The sequence below is a fragment of the Alkalicoccobacillus porphyridii genome, from assembly GCF_007293315.1.
Classification (GTDB): Bacteria; Bacillota; Bacilli; order Bacillales; family Bacillaceae_D; genus Alkalicoccobacillus; species Alkalicoccobacillus porphyridii.
Genome location: NZ_VLXZ01000020.1, coordinates 1 through 16,498, shown reverse-complemented (window position 1 = coordinate 16,498; position 16,498 = coordinate 1). Strand labels below are relative to the sequence as shown.

Sequence of the window (16,498 nt, the reverse complement as noted above, 5' to 3'; positions counted from 1 at the left end):
AATCACTATGTTATATCTAGGTATTGCACTTGCAGCTGGTCTTGCCGCTGTTGGTGGAGCAATTGCGGTTGCTATCATTGTTAAAGCTACTCTTGAAGGGGTAACTCGTCAGCCAGAACTAAAAGGCACACTCCAAACTCTAATGTTCATTGGTGTTCCACTAGCTGAGGCCGTTCCAATCATTGCCATTGTTATTTCAATCTTAATGTTGTTTGGTAACTAAGGCGACCGAATAAAAATGGCGACTGTGTTCATGCTTGAGCTTGAACCTTCGCCATTCCTTATGTATAGCGACGAAAGGAGTACACAATCATGGGATTTGAAATACCATGGGGTTCGATTGCATTTCAATTAGCCGGTTTTATCATTCTCCTAGTGCTATTGAGCAAATTTGCTCTTAGACCACTGCTTGGAGTAATGGAGCAACGCGAAAAGCTTGTAAATGACCAAATTGACTCTGCAGAACGTAATCGTAAAGATGCGGAAGAACTTCTTAATCAGCAACGTGCAGAATTAGAGAATGCCAAAAAAGAAGCACAAAGCATTATTGAGAACGCAAAGAAATTGGGCGAGCAACAGGGTCAGGATATCGTGAAGACCTCTAAAGAAGAAGCTCAGCGTATGAAGGATACAGCCATTGCAGAAATCCAAAATGAAAAAGACCAAGCTGTTGTAGCTCTTCGCGAACAGGTAGCGTCTTTATCTGTCTTAATTGCCCAGAAGGTTATTGAGAAGGAATTGGATGAAAAGGCTCAAGAGCAGTTGATTCAAGACTATCTTAAACAAGCGGGCGAAGAGCTATGAGCAACCAAGCGGTAGCAAATCGTTACGCGGTTGCTCTTTTTCAATTGGCCCAGTCAAAAGGGACTTTGGAACAAACGGGCGAAGAGTTGGCATTAATCCATTCCGTTTTAACAAGCACACCTGAGCTTTTGAAGGCAGTGAGCCATCCTAAGGTTACATTGGCAAAGAAGCAAGAATTGATTCGCAATAGCTTTTCTGATCATATAAGCAAAGATGTTTTTAACACATTACGTTTTTTGCTTGATCGTCAGCGTTTTGACATTGTGCCTGAGTTGCATAAGGCCTATACAAAATTACATCATGATCTATTAAATATTGCAGAAGCAACAGTCTTTTCTGCAAAGCCTTTAACAGATGAAGAAATTAAGCAGGTTGAGCTTGTGTTTGCACCTAAAGCAGGCAAAAGCCGACTCATTGCAACAAATAAGGTAGATGAAGAGCTGGTAGGCGGGATCAAAATCCGCATCGGCGATCGTATATATGACGGCAGCATTAAAGGTCAGCTGAACCGTTTAGAACGAAACCTGTTAGCAGGAAATCGGTAGCACATATCGATAGCAAATATCGGTAGCAATCACTAAAGGGGTGAATCAAAATGAGCAGCATTAAAGCTGAAGAAATTAGCTCGCTGATTAAGCAGCAAATTGAGAACTTTGAAGCAAATGTTGAAGTCCAAGACGTTGGTACAGTAATCCGCGTTGGGGATGGAATTGCGTTTGCTCATGGTCTTGAGAATGTAATGGCTGGTGAATTACTTGAATTCGCAAACGGTATCATGGGTATGGCTCAGAACCTGGAAGAGAACACCATTGGTATTATCATTCTTGGCCCTTACCTTGGTATTCGTGAGGGTGATGAGGTTAAGCGTACAGGTCGTATCATGGAGGTTCCAGTTGGTGAGGAGCTTTTAGGTCGAGTTGTAAACGCTCTTGGACAGCCTGTTGATGGACTTGGTCCAATTAACACAACAAAAAGCCGTCCGATTGAAGGGGCTGCACCTGGTGTTATGGATCGTAAATCCGTACATGAACCATTACAGACAGGAATTAAATCCATTGACTCAATGATTCCAATTGGTCGTGGACAGCGTGAGCTTATCATCGGTGACCGTCAAATCGGTAAGACATCGATTGCAATTGATACGATTCTTAACCAAAAAGACCAAGATATGATTTGTGTATACGTTGCGATTGGACAAAAAGAATCTACGGTTTCAAACGTAGTAGAAACACTTCGTCAACGCGGCGCGCTAGATTACACAATTGTTGTAACAGCTGGGGCATCTGACCCTGCACCAATGCTTTTCCTTTCTCCTTACACTGGAGTATCAATGGCAGAGGAGTTCATGTATAACGGCAAGCATGTATTAGTTATCTATGATGACTTATCTAAACAAGCAGCTGCTTATCGTGAAATGTCCCTATTGCTTCGTCGTCCTCCAGGTCGTGAGGCATTCCCAGGGGATGTATTCTATCTTCACTCGCGCCTACTTGAGCGTGCAGCGAAGCTAAGTGACGATAAAGGTGCTGGTTCAATTACAGCTCTACCATTTATCGAAACACAAGCTGGTGACGTATCAGCATACATTCCAACAAACGTTATTTCCATTACAGATGGACAGGTATTCTTACAGTCTGACTTGTTCTACTCTGGTGTTCGTCCAGCCGTAAACCCAGGTATCTCTGTATCTCGTGTTGGAGGATCTGCTCAAATCAAGGCAATGAAAAAGGTAGCAGGTACACTGCGTCTTGACCTTGCTTCATATCGTGAGCTAGAAGCATTCTCTCAATTCGGATCTGATCTGGATGCAGCCACTCAGGCGAAACTAAATCGTGGAGTACGTACCGTTGAAATTCTTAAGCAGGATCTTAATAAACCAGTTCCAGTTGAGAAGCAGGTTGCTATTATCTTCTCACTCGTTAATGGATACTTAGATGATATTCCGGTTAAAGATGTTCTTCGTTTTGAAGCTGAGCTATTCGCATTTTTTGACCACAACAAAAAAGACTTGCTTGATCATATTCGTACAACGGGTAACCTACCTGATGATGGCGAATTTAGAGCGGCAATTCAAGAGTTCAAAAAAGGCTTTAACGTATCTGACAGCTAAGCAGATAGACCCAAGTTTTGAATAAAGGTGGTGAAATGAATGGCTTCTTTACGTGATATAAAAAACCGGATTACTTCTACGAAAAAAACAAAGCAGATTACGCGTGCCATGCAAATGGTTGCGGCATCTAAGCTTAACCGCGCTCAGGAAAAAGCACAGGCTTTTAACCCGTACGCAGAAAAAATCAAAGAAGTGGTCGCAAGCATGGCTGCAAGCGGAACCGATGCGACGCACCCACTGCTTGAGGAACGTCCGGTTAAGAAAACAGGATATATTGTGATTACGTCTGATACAGGACTCGCTGGTGGATATAACAGTACGCTTATTCGTAGGCTAACGAACACACTTAATGAGCGTCACAACTCAAAGGATGAGTATGCGTTAATTGTAATCGGAAGAATTGGTCGTGACTTGTTAAAAGGTCGAGGACTTCCAATTATTCAGGAAATGATTCAAGTGCAAGATCAGCCTGAGTTTAGTGATATTAAGAGTTTAGCTAGCACCACTGTGGATATGTTTGCTGATCAAGTCTTTGATGAGTTATACATCTGGCATAACCACTTTGTGAATCCTCTGACTCAGGTTCCTACTGAGAATAAGGTATTGCCTTTAGCAGGTCTTGAAGAAGAGGTCGACAATGAAAAATCAAATGCGAGCTATATCTACGAGCCAAATGAGCAAGCCATTCTAGACCAATTGCTGCCTCAATACGCAGAGAGCCTGATCTTTGGTGCGCTGCTTGATGGTAAGGCCAGTGAATTTGGTGCAAGAATGACAGCCATGAGTGCTGCGACAGATAACGCAAATTCAATGATTGATGACTTAACGCTTTCCTATAACCGTGCACGTCAGGCGGCTATTACACAGGAAATCACAGAAATCGTCGGTGGAGCAGCCGCTCTCGAGTAGACATACAGCCGATCTAAATAGGAGGGAAAAAGATGAGCACAGGGCGAATTATTCAAATTACAGGACCCGTTGTAGATGTACAGTTTATCGACGGAAACCTTCCTCTAATTAACAATGCCTTAACCGTAAATCAGCAAGGTGGCGAAACAAAAGCCGTTGACGTATCTGTCACACTTGAAGTCGCTTTACACCTTGGAAACAATACTGTTCGTACCATTGCAATGAGTTCAACAGATGGACTTGTTCGTGGAACAGCTGCAGTAGATACAGGGTCTCCAATCTCTGTACCTGTTGGTGACGAAACACTTGGACGTGTATTTAACGTGTTAGGTGACGAAATTGACTTAAAGTTCAAAGACCCAGTAGACACAAGTGTACGTCGTGATCCCATTCACCGCGAAGCACCTGACTTTGATGAACTGACCACAGCAACGGAAATTCTTGAAACAGGAATCAAGGTTGTTGACTTACTAGCCCCTTATACCAAGGGTGGTAAGGTTGGACTATTTGGAGGAGCGGGTGTAGGTAAAACCGTTCTAATTCAAGAGCTTATCAATAACGTTGCTCAAGAGCATGGCGGTATCTCGGTATTCGCCGGAGTTGGAGAGCGTACACGTGAAGGAAATGACTTATACCATGAGATGACTGAAGCTGGTGTTATCAAGAAAACAGCGATGGTATTTGGTCAAATGAACGAGCCACCAGGTGCACGTATGCGTGTAGCTCTAACTGGCCTAACAATGGCGGAATACTTCCGTGATGAGCAAGGCGCGGACGTGCTACTTTTCATCGATAACATTTTCCGCTTTACTCAAGCTGGTTCAGAGGTTTCTGCCCTACTTGGACGTTTACCATCTGCCGTTGGGTACCAGCCAACACTTGCAACAGAGATGGGGCAACTTCAAGAGCGTATTACTTCAACGAAAAAAGGTTCAGTTACATCGATCCAAGCGATCTTCGTACCTGCCGATGACTATACGGATCCAGCACCAGCTACAGCGTTCGCTCACTTGGATGCTACAACAAACCTTGAGCGTAAGCTAACTGAAATGGGTATCTACCCAGCGGTTGATCCATTAGCATCAACATCACGTGCCCTATCTCCTGAAGTTGTTGGAGAAGAGCACTACTCAGTAGCTCGTCGCGTACAGCAAACGCTACAAAAGTATCGTGAGCTTCAAGATATCATCGCGATTCTTGGGATGGAGGAATTATCTGAGGACGACAAGCTTGTCGTGTCACGTGCGCGTCGTATCCAGTTCTTCCTAAGCCAGAACTTCCACGTAGCTGAGCAGTTCACAGGACAAAAAGGCTCATACGTTCCACTTAAAGAAACCATCAAAGGATTCAGCGAAATCCTTGACGGAAAATACGATGACCTGCCAGAAGACGCATTCCGTCTCGTTGGCCGCATTGAAGAAGTGGTTGAAAAAGCAGAGCAAATGGCTTAAGCCATGTCTCGCTGAAAAGGAGGGGATCTTATGCCAACTGTTCAAGCCAGCGTCGTTACACCTGATGGCACTGTCTACGAAGGTGATGTCGACATGGTCGTTGTTCGAACTGTTGAAGGTGAGCTCGGTATCTTACCAAACCATATCCCGCTCGTTTCGCCACTTGCCATCGGCGCAGCCCGAATGAAAAAAGGCTCATCCGAAGACAGCATCGCGGTCAGCGGCGGATTCGTAGAAGTACGACCGGATAAGGTTACCATTTTAGCAGAAGCAGCAGAACGACCGTCTGACATCGACGTCGACCGCGCCCAACAAGCAAAAGATCGCGCCGAACAACGAGTAAACGCGAAAAACCACGACGGCATCAACACCGCCCGTGCCCGCGCCGCCCTCGATCGCGCCATCAACCGCTTGAACGTCGCCGGGAAATAAATGATTTAAAACCACCCTCCTTGTGAGGGTGGTTTTTTTGGTGTGGGGGGTGGGGGATTGGAGGGGTGGAACAATGGTATTGGAAGGAGATCGCCCGATGGAGCCGGAGAACGCCCAATGGAAGGAGAAAGTCGCCCGATGGAGCCGGAGGTCGCCCAATGGAAGGAGAAAGTCGCCCGATGGAGCCGGAGGTCGCCCAATGAAAGGAGAAAGTCGCCTGATGGAGCCGGAGGTCGCCCAATGGAAGGAGAAAGTCGCCTGATGGAGCCGGAGGTCGCCCGATGGAAGGAGAAAGTCGCCCGATGGAGCCGGAGAACGCCCAATGGAAGGAGAAAGTCGCCTGATGGGGCGAGAGATCGCCCGATGGAAAAGTAAGTCGCTTAATAAAACCACATTCCCTATTGTTAGAGCTAGATCGTCATAGCAAAGTAATGAATACTATACGCCAACTCCTCCATTAATCAAATTTTTTTTAATCGAAGAGGAAAGGTTAAATGGTAATAGCAATAGCGGTTTTTATGGGTACTTTTAATATCTAGTTTGCTCAAAAATCGCTTCGCAACATCTTTCGACTCAACCCCCAAAAACTCCCTCACCTCCGCATTCGTAATCGTAGGCTTCACTAATAGATAATAATCCTCTAAGGCTCTAATATGTGCATCTTTAGATTTACAGCCGCAGCTTTTGCAATGCCAGCTTCCGCTTCGGCCTTGACGATTCATTCTTGGAGCGCGACAGTCTGGACAAAAAACACCTTTTTGTAAATTAGAGTAGTTGAGTTGGTAGGTACTGAGGATGGGGAAGAGAGAGGGGGCATGATTTGCCTTTAACGTATCCACTAGTTTGGCGAGTGACGATTTGTCAAAATAGGACCTGCCTTTACTAAAGTGAGATTTCAGCTTCTCAAGCCGGGGCACGACTCCCTCGGCATAAACGACTTTTGATAATGATTTTTTGCCGGCTTCTGTGGAGTGAATAATGGTGGAGGGATTTGCAAAAACGATAAGCTGTTCACATGGCATAAGGGGAAGATCTCGTTCAAGTAGCCAGTCCGACAATTGAGCTTGTTGACGTCGAACCTGATGCAAGGGGTTGGGCATTAGAATATCCTCTCCATTTGAGCGACGTACCATTTGCTTAAGCTCGTCATGAAACTCAATCCTTCCTACTAAATTTTTCACCTCTACAATAACAAAAAAGCGAGAAGTCACCACTAGCGTGTCTACCTGAAAATAATGGCCATTGCTTGCTCTGAGTCGCAAATCATGCACAAAAACAAAGTCTCGGTCTTCTAAAAAATTCAAGTGATACTCAAGATTACGCTCTCCGCGATATCCGGCTTCATATAAGGTGAGATCCTCCTTCATTTTACTCGACCACCCACTAGGTAATCTGTTCTTTAACGCCTTTAATTGGTGCAGTCGAATGGGCATACTTCGATTCATTATGGTCAAACTAACATCACCTCTTCTACATCAATTCAATAAATAAAAATCTATACCTTTAAAAAAGTAAAAAAGAATTCACAATATTCACTCCCTACTTATGTGGTACGATTGTTGCTTATAACTGATTTAACTGGAGGAAATAAATGAGTCGCAAGGATTGGAGTAAGTTAAAAGAAATACTGAATTGGCCGGTTTTTTTAATAAGTGGAGGAATTCTGGTCTTGTTTGTCCTGCTTTCATTAGTAAATGTAAAATGGACGTCTACATATGTTGATCTTGGCTTTGATTATGCCATTCGATATTTTGGCCCGTATTGGCAGGTTCTGCTGATTGCCACTTTTCTAGTGGGGGCCTACATTGCTTTTTCATCAAGTGGGAATGCCGTGTTGGGGAAGCTGAAAAAACCCGAAATGAGCTTTTTTAGATATTTAGCGATTATCGTTACCACTGGACTTGGGGCTGGGGGAGTATTCTGGGCTGCCGCGGAGCCGATGTATTATTTTATTGACACGCCTCCTGTGTTCCAAGGCATTGAAGGTGGAAGTGAGGCAGCGGTCAGCTCTGCCCTAGCACAAAGCTTTTTGTCTTGGGGCTTTACGGCGTGGTCGGTATATGGGGCAATTAGTGTCATTGTGATTATGTATGCTCACCACCATAAAGGAATGCCACTGAAACCAAGAACGCTGCTGTACCCAATTTTCGGTGAAAAAATAAGGCATAGTGCGTGGGGAACAGTGGCTGATGTCGTTTGTGTGATTGGAGCAGCAGCGGGAACGATCGGCCCGATTGGTTTTCTTGGGCTTCAAGTAAGCTACGGGGTAAATGCGCTTTTTGGATGGCCGAATACATTTACGACACAGATTCTAATTATTGTTGCCTTGACCTCGGTTGTTTTAATTTCCACGGTCACCGGTATTGATAAAGGAATCCAGTGGCTCAGCCGCCTAAACATTAATACCGCACTGATCATTGCTATATTCTTGTTAATCTTTGGACCAGGTCTTTTTATTGTGGATGCGTTTATTTCATCATCTGGGGTCTACCTGACTGAGTTCATCCGCATGAGCACGTTTAGAGGAGATAACGAGTGGCTCGGTTCGTGGACATTATTTTTCTTTGGATGGTTTATAGGATTCGGTCCACTTGTAGCGCTGCTTGTAGCAAGAGTATCACAAGGGCGCACAATCAGAGAAATTTTTCTAGTCGTTGCAATCCTCACACCAATTATTACAAATCTCTGGTTTACCGTACTTGGAGGGAGTGGCATCCACTACGAGCTGAACAATCCAGGATCCATTAGTGAACCATTATTTGAAAATGGGCTGCCAGCAGCAATCATTGCGATCGCGCATCAAATGCCGCTTGGGACCATCATGCCATTTATATTTCTGCTACTAACCATTTTATTTGTAGTGACCACCGTCGATTCCATGTCTTATTCCTTATCAATGAGTGTAACCGGAGTCGGCAATCCACCTAAATTAGTTCGTGTTTTTTGGGCTGTAATTATGGCCGCCATTGCTACGATCTTAATTAACATTGGTGGCGGGGGGATCGGTGCATTGCAATCATTTGTGGTTGTAGCTGCAGTTCCAGTGTCTATTTTAATGCTACCACTTCTCTGGCATGCCCCTAAAATTGCTAGAATTCTTGCACGTGACCAAGGCTATATAAAGTAAAGCGGTGAAAAAGGCTTGATGACAGATGTCTCAGGTCTTTTTCTCTAAATTAAAAAATAGAGGATTATTTATGAGATCAGGGGGGTAAAGAAAATACAGGGCAAAAAGACTCATTTATGTGGGTTAATCGAATTGTGTCTTTAATTGTCAACTTTTACGAACTTTTTTTTATTTTCTACATCGATTTGTTATAGCTTTTTTAATTAAGATCCGTTATAGTTGAGTGTGGATTGCTTCATCGTCCAATTGAACTATAACAAGTTTGTAAATTGAAATACGGCAAATAATCTTACAATGGTTATGAATTGTAAGAAAGGGAGTTTTATGGGTGACAGATGGATTCGGGCAAGACGCACTGATTCAAATACTAGTAAATCTATTTAGTTTAGGATTATGCTGGTGGGCGCTTGCGAGCTTTCGGTTTGACTTATTTGTCAGAGAACCTAAAGGTCCTCAGGCAATAATGCTTAGATTGCTGACAGCTCTTGCGTTAGCGTATTTGGTCAGCCGCTTCTTTCTGGAGTATCTTCAAGCCTCAAGACTTCTTCAATATTTGTGGTAGAAAGCTGTCGATTAGTGACTCTAACTTCCATGTATGCCGAGCTCTCCTGTGGTCAAACTGTAAGTAAGAACAGTTTGTAAAAGGAGCGGGTATAAATGGGATGGATGAAGGTTCTGTTGAGCTTACTTATTATGTCTTTGATTGTGTTTGTTTATACAAAACAGGACGGTATGCAGGCTGAACGGGTCATTCAACCAATTGAGACGATCCTTGGACTAGTACACTCCGAAGAGCTTGATGTGGAGGAGTGGCAGGTGCTTGCAAGAGACGTACAAGGAACAATAGAATCATCTAAATCGTTCCACCAGCATGTACATAATTTGGGTCTTCAGCTTGAGGGCTGGAACCAAACGTATCTGGACACTAGTGCAACTGAATGGACAGCTGAATATCAATTACAACCTGCTAATGGAGTACAGGAGTCGTTGCGCATTATGGCATATCCTGAAAATGACTCCCATACGCTCACGTACACGTACAAACTGACAGGCAATGAGGCCTCTGATTGGCGTCGTTATGAGTTGGCAGACAAACTACAAAATCGAATGTTGCTATTTACTATGGACACGGCATCGCTTTACACACAGGTGAAAAGCACATCTGATGCACCAATACTTAAAAGTGATTCACTTTTGGAAAAGGCCCATTCCTATATGAAGACTCTTGATGCCGAAGAGGTAGAGTTTATAACAGAAGAAACGTTTGTCTCGGTTTCCGCATATACTACTGTGTGGAAGGACCAAATGATAACCGCTGGCAAACCGATGAATGTCCAGATTGCATTAAGAGCTGATTCAGCTTTGGGCACAGGGACAACTGTGACAATAGGAACGCCTATTATTACGACTGAATATTGATGATATAGAAGAGAATAAACTTGACGCGGAGGGGACTATGTTGGAGAAAATTATCGTCCGCGGCGGTAACAAGTTGCGCGGATCCGTCAAGGTAGAAGGCGCAAAGAACGCTGTATTACCTGTTATTGCTGCATCTATTTTAGCTGAAGAAGGTACTAGCACAATTCATGAGGTACCGGCACTCGCTGATGTATATACAATGAAAGAAGTACTAAAGAATTTAAATGCTGAAGTAAGTTATGAGAACGGACAGTTTGTGGTCGATGCGACTAAAGAATTAAAAACAGAAGCACCATTTGAATATGTTCGAAAAATGAGAGCATCCTTCCTTGTAATGGGCCCACTTTTGGCTCGTATAGGTAAGGCTCGTATTGCCCTTCCAGGTGGATGTGCAATTGGCTCACGTCCGATCGATCAGCATCTCAAAGGCTTTGAAGCCATGGGTGCATCAGTAGAAATTGGTAATGGCTTTATCGAAGCAAGCATCGATGGGCGTCTTCAAGGTGCTAAGATTTACCTCGACTTCCCGAGTGTTGGCGCAACAGAGAACATCATGATGGCGGCTGTACTAGCTGAAGGAACAACGATTCTTGAGAATGTAGCAGAAGAACCAGAGATTGTCTGCTTAGCTAACTACTTAAATGCGATGGGTGCTAAAGTACGTGGTGCTGGCACAGGTGTCATTCGTATTGAAGGTGTGGACAAAATTACTGCTGCAGATCATACCGTGATCCCTGATCGTATTGAAGCAGGTACCTTTATGGTAGCAGCTGCGATTACGCAAGGAGACGTGATTGTTGAAGGAGCAGTGGCTGAGCATCTTCGTCCACTTATCGCCAAAATGGAAGAAATGGGCGTAGGTATTACAGAAGTATCGAATGGCCTACGTATTGTTGGGCCTGAAAAGCTTAAAGCTGTTGACTTAAAAACAATGCCTCATCCAGGTTTCCCTACGGATATGCAGGCGCAAATGATGGCTCTTCTTTTACAAGCTGAAGGTACAAGTGTTATTACCGAGACGGTTTTTGAAAACCGCTTTATGCATGTAGAGGAATTCCGTCGTATGAACAGTAATATTAAGATTGAAGGTCGTTCTGCCATTATTACAGGTCCTAATAATTTGCAGGGTGCAGAAGTAGCGTCTACTGATCTTCGTGCTGGAGCCGCTCTAGTCATTGCTGGTCTTGTCTCAGAAGGAATTACTCGTGTAACAGAGCTGAAGCACATCGACCGCGGTTATGTTGATCTAGCTGGCAAGCTCTTTGCACTAGGTGCGGACGTTGAACGCATCCAACAAGTAGAAGAAAATGTCGAGGAAGCAGCAGCTTCACTCGAAACAGCAGCATCATTAAGTCTAAATACGTCCACAAACTAGTTTATTGCCTAGGAAATGATAAAAGGTGACAGCAGTTTTTGGTCAAAAAAAGTCATTCATTAGCGTGAATGGCTTTTTCTTATACGTTCTACTTGGCCTATGATAAGCATACAGTTAAGAGTAGTGTTAGATTGGTATTGGAGGACTGCTATGAAACGAATTGTCTGGGTGATTGTCTTACTGTTTGTAGCTGTACTAATTATTCCATCAGTTATGGTCGCATTTTTTTCAGATGGAGAGTCAACTTTTCCTGTCTCGGCAGAAAAACAGCCATCAAAAGAAGACTTGGCAAAAGAGGACGGGAGTGATGAATTGTCTGACTTAGAAGTAAGTGTGTACAGAAGTCAACAAAGTGTAATAGAAAACGTTCCGCTTGAAGAGTACGTAACAGGTGTAGTCTCATCCGAGATGTCTCCGTCATTTGAGATGGAAGCGTTAAAAGCACAAGCATTAGCTGCAAGAACATATATCATTAATCAGATGATTCATGCAGAAAAAGTCAGTCTTGAAAATGGTGCTTTAGTTTCTGATACTGTCACTCATCAGGTTTATCAAGATGTAGAAGAGTTACGCCAAAAATGGGGACAAGACTTTGATGCCAATTATAAACGAGTGCAGGAAGCTGTCGCAGAAACCTCCGGACAAGTCATGACCTATAACGACGCACCTATTTCGGTATCTTACTTTTCCACAAGTAATGGCTTCACGGAAAATTCCGAGGATTACTATAAAAATGCGATCCCATATCTGCGCAGTGTAGAAAGCCCATGGGATGAAAGTTCTCCAAGATTCACAGCGGAAAAAGAGTTTAGTGAAGCGGAAATAGAGCAGAAGCTAGGAATTACACTGCCAGAAGACGGTTCCATGGAAACGAATGTAGAACGGACAAATGGTGAACGTGTTGCTTCAGTTACCGTTGGCGGAGAAACGTTTTCAGGACGAGACATTAGAGAATTTCTTGGCTTAGACTCGTCAGACTTTGAATGGAGCCGACAAAATGGAAGGGTCACTGTCAAAACAAAAGGCTGGGGCCATGGAGTAGGCATGAGTCAATATGGTGCAAACGGTATGGCGAAGGAAGGAAAAACGTATGATGCCATTGTGCAGCACTATTATCAGGGAATTGAATTAGATGCAATCGATCACTTTGCAGAAATCGTCACAGCAAAAATAAAGTAATCCACAGGTTGAGGCCAGTATGCTCAAGAAAAATGAGTAGACGGTCTCTTTTTTTGTGGATAAAAACCACTTTATGTGGAAAAGTCTGTGGATCTGTGAATAACTCTGTTGATTACTAGAATCGCTTAACCGTTGTTGTGAAAAGAATCATAAAAAATTTTTTCAAAGGGAATGTATATATTTCTAGTAATCTGTTCAGAATGGTTGCTGAGGTGATGAGAAATGAAAGAAGATAACAATCGATCTTCTAAAAATGAAACAAAATGGACTCAAGCACAACGTTTATTACGCAAACGCTGGGTATTACCAGCTGTCTATCTAGCAGCCGCAGCAGCCATTCTAAGCTCCGTATTCTATTTTCAAGGTCAAGACCTAGGATCTGATCTCCAAGATCAAGGCACCCAAGAACAACCAGGTGATCAATTCGAAACAGGCTATGACCCGAGAGATGAAGAAGCGGTACCCGTTCAATCATCAAGTGAAGTTATTGTCAAACCAACATTAGATGAAGCAGAAGCAGAGATTATCGGACATTTCTACGACGAATCCGCAACCGCTGAAGAGCAACAAGCATCCCTTGTGTATTTCAGCAATACGTATCGTATGAACAAAGGTGTGGATTTCGGTGCACAAACAGAAGAAGGCTTTGACGTCGTTGCCGCTCTAAGTGGAAAAGTAACAAAAGCCCAACAGGATTCTACCCTTGGAAATGTTGTTGAAATCACACACGACGATGGTGTAAAAACACACTATAGCAGCTTAGCATCACTTGCTGTAGAAGAAGGTGACACTGTATCACAAGGTGACAAACTAGGTGAAGCTGGCCGTAACCTGTACAACGAAGCAGCAGGCGTACACGTTCACTTTGAAATCCGTGACAACGAAGGCGTCGCACTGAACCCAGAAGAAGTATTTGGACAATCACTAGAACAAGCAGTCAAAGAATCAGAAAATGCTGAAAAAGAAGCACCAGAACAAGGTGCCGATGAAGAAAAAGAAGAAGATAAAGAGGACGGAGAACAAGAAAAAGCTCCAGCTGATGGCGAAAAATCAGGCCTCGTCCCAAGTGAATCTTCTAACACGTAATAAGTAGCCTATCTGAACCACTAGCATCCATATGATGCTAGTGGTTTTTTTGTGGAGTGGGTGCGAGGTGCGATACTAAGAAAGACGTGGTCATTATTAAGAAGGATGGCGGGTCTATCAAGAAGCGAGGAGCGGTACCAAGAAGAATGAGATGAAGACAAAGAAGGACGGAGGACTTACCAAGAAGCAAGGAGCGGTATCAAGAGAAATGGGGTGATAATCCAGAAGGGTGGTGGGTTTATCAAGAAGCGAGGGGAGATACCAAGAAGTATGAAGTGACACAAAGAAGGACGGAGGATTTACCAAGAAGCAAGAAGCGGTACCAAGAGAAATGGGGTGATAATCAAGAAGGACGGTGGGTTTACCAAGAAGTGAGGATGATACCAAGTAGTATGTGGTGATTACAAAGAAGAAAGGTGGACTTACCAAGAAGTAAGGAGCGGTACCAAGAGAAATAGTTCGATAATCAAGAAGTACGGCGGGTTTACCAAGAAGCAAGGAGCGATACCAAGAAGCATGAAGTAATTACAAAGAAGGATGTCGGATTTACCAAGAAGCGAGGGTCGATACCAAGAAGTATGAGGTGATTACAAAGAAGGACAGAGCCATTACCAATACCTATACAATGCGATAAACTAATCCCCAGTAATTCCTAACGGCAAGGGATAGCGCAGTTCATAGCGCCTTGAACGGAATGCGCCGCCTAGGGGACTAAGAGAAAAGGGCTTCAAGAGATCATAGGCTTGCTGCCTTGTGGCGGTGTGGAGAAACTGATGAATTTCCAGACTAGAAACATTCTTGTTGAGTAATAGAAAATAGTCTTCAAGCGCGTTTATGTGAGCGTGCTTTGAGGAGACCTGACACTCCGGGCAGAACCATTTGCCGATAATTACTCCGCGGACCAATGTAGGTTTATGACAAGAAGGGCAAAATACTCCGGAAATAATAGAGTTCCTTTTAATATTAAATTCCTTGAGAATATTTGATTGTAACGGTGTGTGATGTTCTGCTAGTGCATCAGCCAATTGTTTTAACTCAGAGTTCAATACATAAGTTTTAGAATAGAGGGTCTGCAGCTCTCTAATTTTTGATAGGAAGGCTGGTGCAGTGGAGACTTTTTTTAATAGGTGTGCGTTTTTTGGGGTCGAGATAATTTTCGTGGAAGGGTCACTAAAGACAACAAGTTGAAGGATTGGAACTAGTGGCCACTCTTGTTGGGCTAACCAACCTTTTAGCTGCGCTTTCTGAATGTTAAGCTGAAGGAGCGGGTTAGGGAGAAGTTCATCATTTGAATGGGAGGTAGAGCGGGTAACTTGATGGGTGTCTGGGTCAAAATAGATGGTGCCTGTGTAATTTTTGATCTCAATAATGGCTATGAAACCCGGGGTCAGAAGAAGTGTATCCATTTGAAAGTGGTACCCATTTGTGCCAAGCAGGCGGACGTCATGAAGTAGATACATTTGCTCGGTGGAGAGGAAGCTAAAGTAGTAGTGCAGTGACTTCTCACCTTGATATCCGACTCGCTGTTTTGCTAATTCCTCTTGAATCTGTGGAATTTGTTCATGTGCATAAGGTAGTCGTCTTATTAACGCCTCCAGCTGAGCCATTCGCAGTGGCTCTGTCCTACGTTTAACAATCGTCATGATTTCTCACTCCTTTGTCTAGGTATTATTCGTTTCACAGCACGTAAATTCCTGCTCGTAAAAAAATAAATATGGAGAAATTTAGCAAGGAAGAGGCGGTATTTAACAAGAGCAATTGATTACTTACTAAGAAGGAAACCTCTTTACCAAGAGGTTTGATTGAATCACTCAGAACTCTAGTTGAATAACCAAGAAGAAAGTCTGCTTAGCAAGAAGGACGGCATCAACACTAAGAAGAAAATAAATTTACTCAGAAGAACTGCCTCATATTTTTCCGTTAGATCCTTACTCAGAAAGAAGCCCCGCATAGCAAGAAGAACGAGCCTCTCACCAAGAGCCGGAGCACGATACCCAGAAAGAAGCCCGGCATATCAAGAAGAATGAGCGCAATACCAAGAACCGGAGCACGATACCCAGAAAGAAACTCGGCATAGCAAGAGGAACGAGCATCCTACCATGAGCCAGAGCACGATACCCAGAAAGAAGATCGACATAGCAAGAGGAACGAGCATCCTACCATGAGCCAGATCACGATACCCAGAAAGAAGATCGACATAGCAAGAGGAACGAGCATCCTACCATGAGCCAGATCCCGATACCCAGAAAGAAGCCCGGCATACCAAGAGGAACCAGAGCAATACCAAGACCCAGAGCACAATACTCAGAAAGAATCCCCGCCTCCAAGAGGAACCAGAGCAATACCAAGACCCAAAGCCCGATACCCAGAAAGAAGCCCGGCATACCAAGAGGAACCAGAGCAATACCAAGACCCGGAGCACGATACCCAGAAAGAAGCCCTGCATATCAAGAGGAACCAGAGCAATACCAAGACCCAGAGCACGATACTCAGAAAGAAGCCCTGCACACCAAGAAGCCCGAGCCCCCGACCAAGAGCCAGAGCCCGATACCCAGAAAGAAGCCCCGCATACCAAGAGGAACCAGAGCAATACCAAGAGCCAGAGC

At 43.9% G+C, this 16,498-nt stretch carries 16 protein-coding genes; 14 read left to right on the top strand and 2 right to left on the bottom strand.

Translation table 11 applies throughout. From position 1 onward, the window contains the following. Positions 1-7: 7 nt before the first annotated feature. From atpE to FN960_RS19725, 7 genes are all read left to right on the top strand, one after another. Entirely contained in the window at positions 8-223 is a 216-nt protein-coding gene (gene atpE, locus FN960_RS19755) for a F0F1 ATP synthase subunit C (RefSeq protein ID WP_143850597.1), read from the top strand. An 89-nt stretch (positions 224-312) separates the two neighbouring features. Further along, positions 313-804, top strand: a complete 492-nt coding sequence (gene atpF / locus FN960_RS19750; RefSeq protein WP_143850596.1) for a F0F1 ATP synthase subunit B — start codon at positions 313-315, stop codon at positions 802-804. Continuing rightward, complete coding sequence (locus FN960_RS19745; RefSeq protein WP_143850595.1) at positions 801-1,349, top strand: F0F1 ATP synthase subunit delta; 549 nt, start codon at positions 801-803, stop codon at positions 1,347-1,349. Before atpF ends, FN960_RS19745 begins: the two co-directional genes overlap by 4 nt. A 50-nt stretch (positions 1,350-1,399) precedes the next feature. After that, a complete protein-coding gene (gene atpA, locus FN960_RS19740) occupies positions 1,400-2,914 on the top strand; it encodes a F0F1 ATP synthase subunit alpha (protein WP_143850594.1) in 1,515 nt (504 codons plus the stop codon). A 39-nt stretch (positions 2,915-2,953) separates the two neighbouring features. Next, positions 2,954-3,823: an ATP synthase F1 subunit gamma gene (atpG, locus tag FN960_RS19735; protein WP_143850593.1), complete on the top strand. Its 870-nt coding sequence runs from the start codon at positions 2,954-2,956 to the stop codon at positions 3,821-3,823. Between the two features lie 32 nt (positions 3,824-3,855). After that, positions 3,856-5,274: a F0F1 ATP synthase subunit beta gene (gene atpD / locus FN960_RS19730; protein WP_143850592.1), complete on the top strand. Its 1,419-nt coding sequence runs from the start codon at positions 3,856-3,858 to the stop codon at positions 5,272-5,274. 30 nt (positions 5,275-5,304) lie between these two features. Then, positions 5,305-5,706, top strand: coding sequence for a F0F1 ATP synthase subunit epsilon (locus FN960_RS19725; RefSeq protein WP_143850591.1), 402 nt, complete (start codon positions 5,305-5,307; stop codon positions 5,704-5,706). 461 nt (positions 5,707-6,167) lie between these two features. Here FN960_RS19725 and FN960_RS19720 read toward each other — a convergent pair whose 3' ends face one another. Next, positions 6,168-7,151, bottom strand: coding sequence for an NERD domain-containing protein (locus FN960_RS19720; RefSeq protein WP_260682081.1), 984 nt, complete (start codon positions 7,149-7,151; stop codon positions 6,168-6,170). Between the two features lie 146 nt (positions 7,152-7,297). Between FN960_RS19720 and FN960_RS19715 the strand changes: the two genes are divergently transcribed. The 6 genes from FN960_RS19715 to spoIIQ all read left to right on the top strand — a co-directional run bounded on the left by FN960_RS19715 (position 7,298) and on the right by spoIIQ (position 13,892). Continuing rightward, positions 7,298-8,833, top strand: coding sequence for a BCCT family transporter (locus FN960_RS19715; protein WP_143850589.1), 1,536 nt, complete (start codon positions 7,298-7,300; stop codon positions 8,831-8,833). Positions 8,834-9,161: 328 nt separating this feature from the next. Next, the gene (locus FN960_RS19710) at positions 9,162-9,395 is read left to right on the top strand and encodes a DUF1146 family protein (RefSeq protein WP_143850588.1); all 234 of its coding nucleotides are present in this window, start codon (positions 9,162-9,164) and stop codon (positions 9,393-9,395) included. 95 nt (positions 9,396-9,490) lie between these two features. After that, the gene (locus tag FN960_RS19705) at positions 9,491-10,252 is read left to right on the top strand and encodes a YwmB family TATA-box binding protein (RefSeq protein ID WP_143850587.1); all 762 of its coding nucleotides are present in this window, start codon (positions 9,491-9,493) and stop codon (positions 10,250-10,252) included. 40 nt (positions 10,253-10,292) lie between these two features. Then, the gene (gene murA, locus FN960_RS19700; RefSeq protein ID WP_143850621.1) at positions 10,293-11,627 is read left to right on the top strand and encodes a UDP-N-acetylglucosamine 1-carboxyvinyltransferase; all 1,335 of its coding nucleotides are present in this window, start codon (positions 10,293-10,295) and stop codon (positions 11,625-11,627) included. Between the two features lie 150 nt (positions 11,628-11,777). Then, positions 11,778-12,806 carry a stage II sporulation protein D gene (gene spoIID / locus FN960_RS19695; RefSeq protein WP_143850586.1) on the top strand — a complete coding sequence of 343 codons (1,029 nt, stop codon included), beginning with the start codon at positions 11,778-11,780 and terminating at the stop codon, positions 12,804-12,806. A 222-nt stretch (positions 12,807-13,028) separates the two neighbouring features. Continuing rightward, positions 13,029-13,892 carry a stage II sporulation protein SpoIIQ gene (gene spoIIQ / locus FN960_RS19690; RefSeq protein WP_143850585.1) on the top strand — a complete coding sequence of 288 codons (864 nt, stop codon included), beginning with the start codon at positions 13,029-13,031 and terminating at the stop codon, positions 13,890-13,892. A gap of 635 nt (positions 13,893-14,527) precedes the next feature. Here the strand turns inward: spoIIQ and FN960_RS19685 are convergent. Next, positions 14,528-15,535, bottom strand: a complete 1,008-nt coding sequence (locus tag FN960_RS19685; RefSeq protein WP_143850584.1) for a nuclease-related domain-containing protein — start codon at positions 15,533-15,535, stop codon at positions 14,528-14,530. Between the two features lie 580 nt (positions 15,536-16,115). On the opposite strand from FN960_RS19685, the gene FN960_RS23045 reads away from it, so the two are divergent. Then, the coding region (locus tag FN960_RS23045) for a hypothetical protein (RefSeq protein ID WP_221936819.1) at positions 16,116-16,498 on the top strand (383 nt) is incomplete at its 3' end.

Coding starts and splice junctions, on each gene's coding strand:
- FN960_RS19685 (WP_143850584.1), bottom strand. CDS start 15,535: ATGACGATTGTTAAACGTAGGACAGAGCCACTGCGAATGGCTCAGCTG.
- FN960_RS19720 (WP_260682081.1), bottom strand. CDS start 7,151: ATGAATCGAAGTATGCCCATTCGACTGCACCAATTAAAGGCGTTAAAG.
- atpG (WP_143850593.1), top strand. CDS start 2,954: ATGGCTTCTTTACGTGATATAAAAAACCGGATTACTTCTACGAAAAAA.
- atpA (WP_143850594.1), top strand. CDS start 1,400: ATGAGCAGCATTAAAGCTGAAGAAATTAGCTCGCTGATTAAGCAGCAA.
- atpD (WP_143850592.1), top strand. CDS start 3,856: ATGAGCACAGGGCGAATTATTCAAATTACAGGACCCGTTGTAGATGTA.
- FN960_RS19715 (WP_143850589.1), top strand. CDS start 7,298: ATGAGTCGCAAGGATTGGAGTAAGTTAAAAGAAATACTGAATTGGCCG.
- spoIIQ (WP_143850585.1), top strand. CDS start 13,029: ATGAAAGAAGATAACAATCGATCTTCTAAAAATGAAACAAAATGGACT.
- FN960_RS19725 (WP_143850591.1), top strand. CDS start 5,305: ATGCCAACTGTTCAAGCCAGCGTCGTTACACCTGATGGCACTGTCTAC.
- spoIID (WP_143850586.1), top strand. CDS start 11,778: ATGAAACGAATTGTCTGGGTGATTGTCTTACTGTTTGTAGCTGTACTA.
- atpE (WP_143850597.1), top strand. CDS start 8: ATGTTATATCTAGGTATTGCACTTGCAGCTGGTCTTGCCGCTGTTGGT.
- FN960_RS19745 (WP_143850595.1), top strand. CDS start 801: ATGAGCAACCAAGCGGTAGCAAATCGTTACGCGGTTGCTCTTTTTCAA.
- FN960_RS19705 (WP_143850587.1), top strand. CDS start 9,491: ATGGGATGGATGAAGGTTCTGTTGAGCTTACTTATTATGTCTTTGATT.
- atpF (WP_143850596.1), top strand. CDS start 313: ATGGGATTTGAAATACCATGGGGTTCGATTGCATTTCAATTAGCCGGT.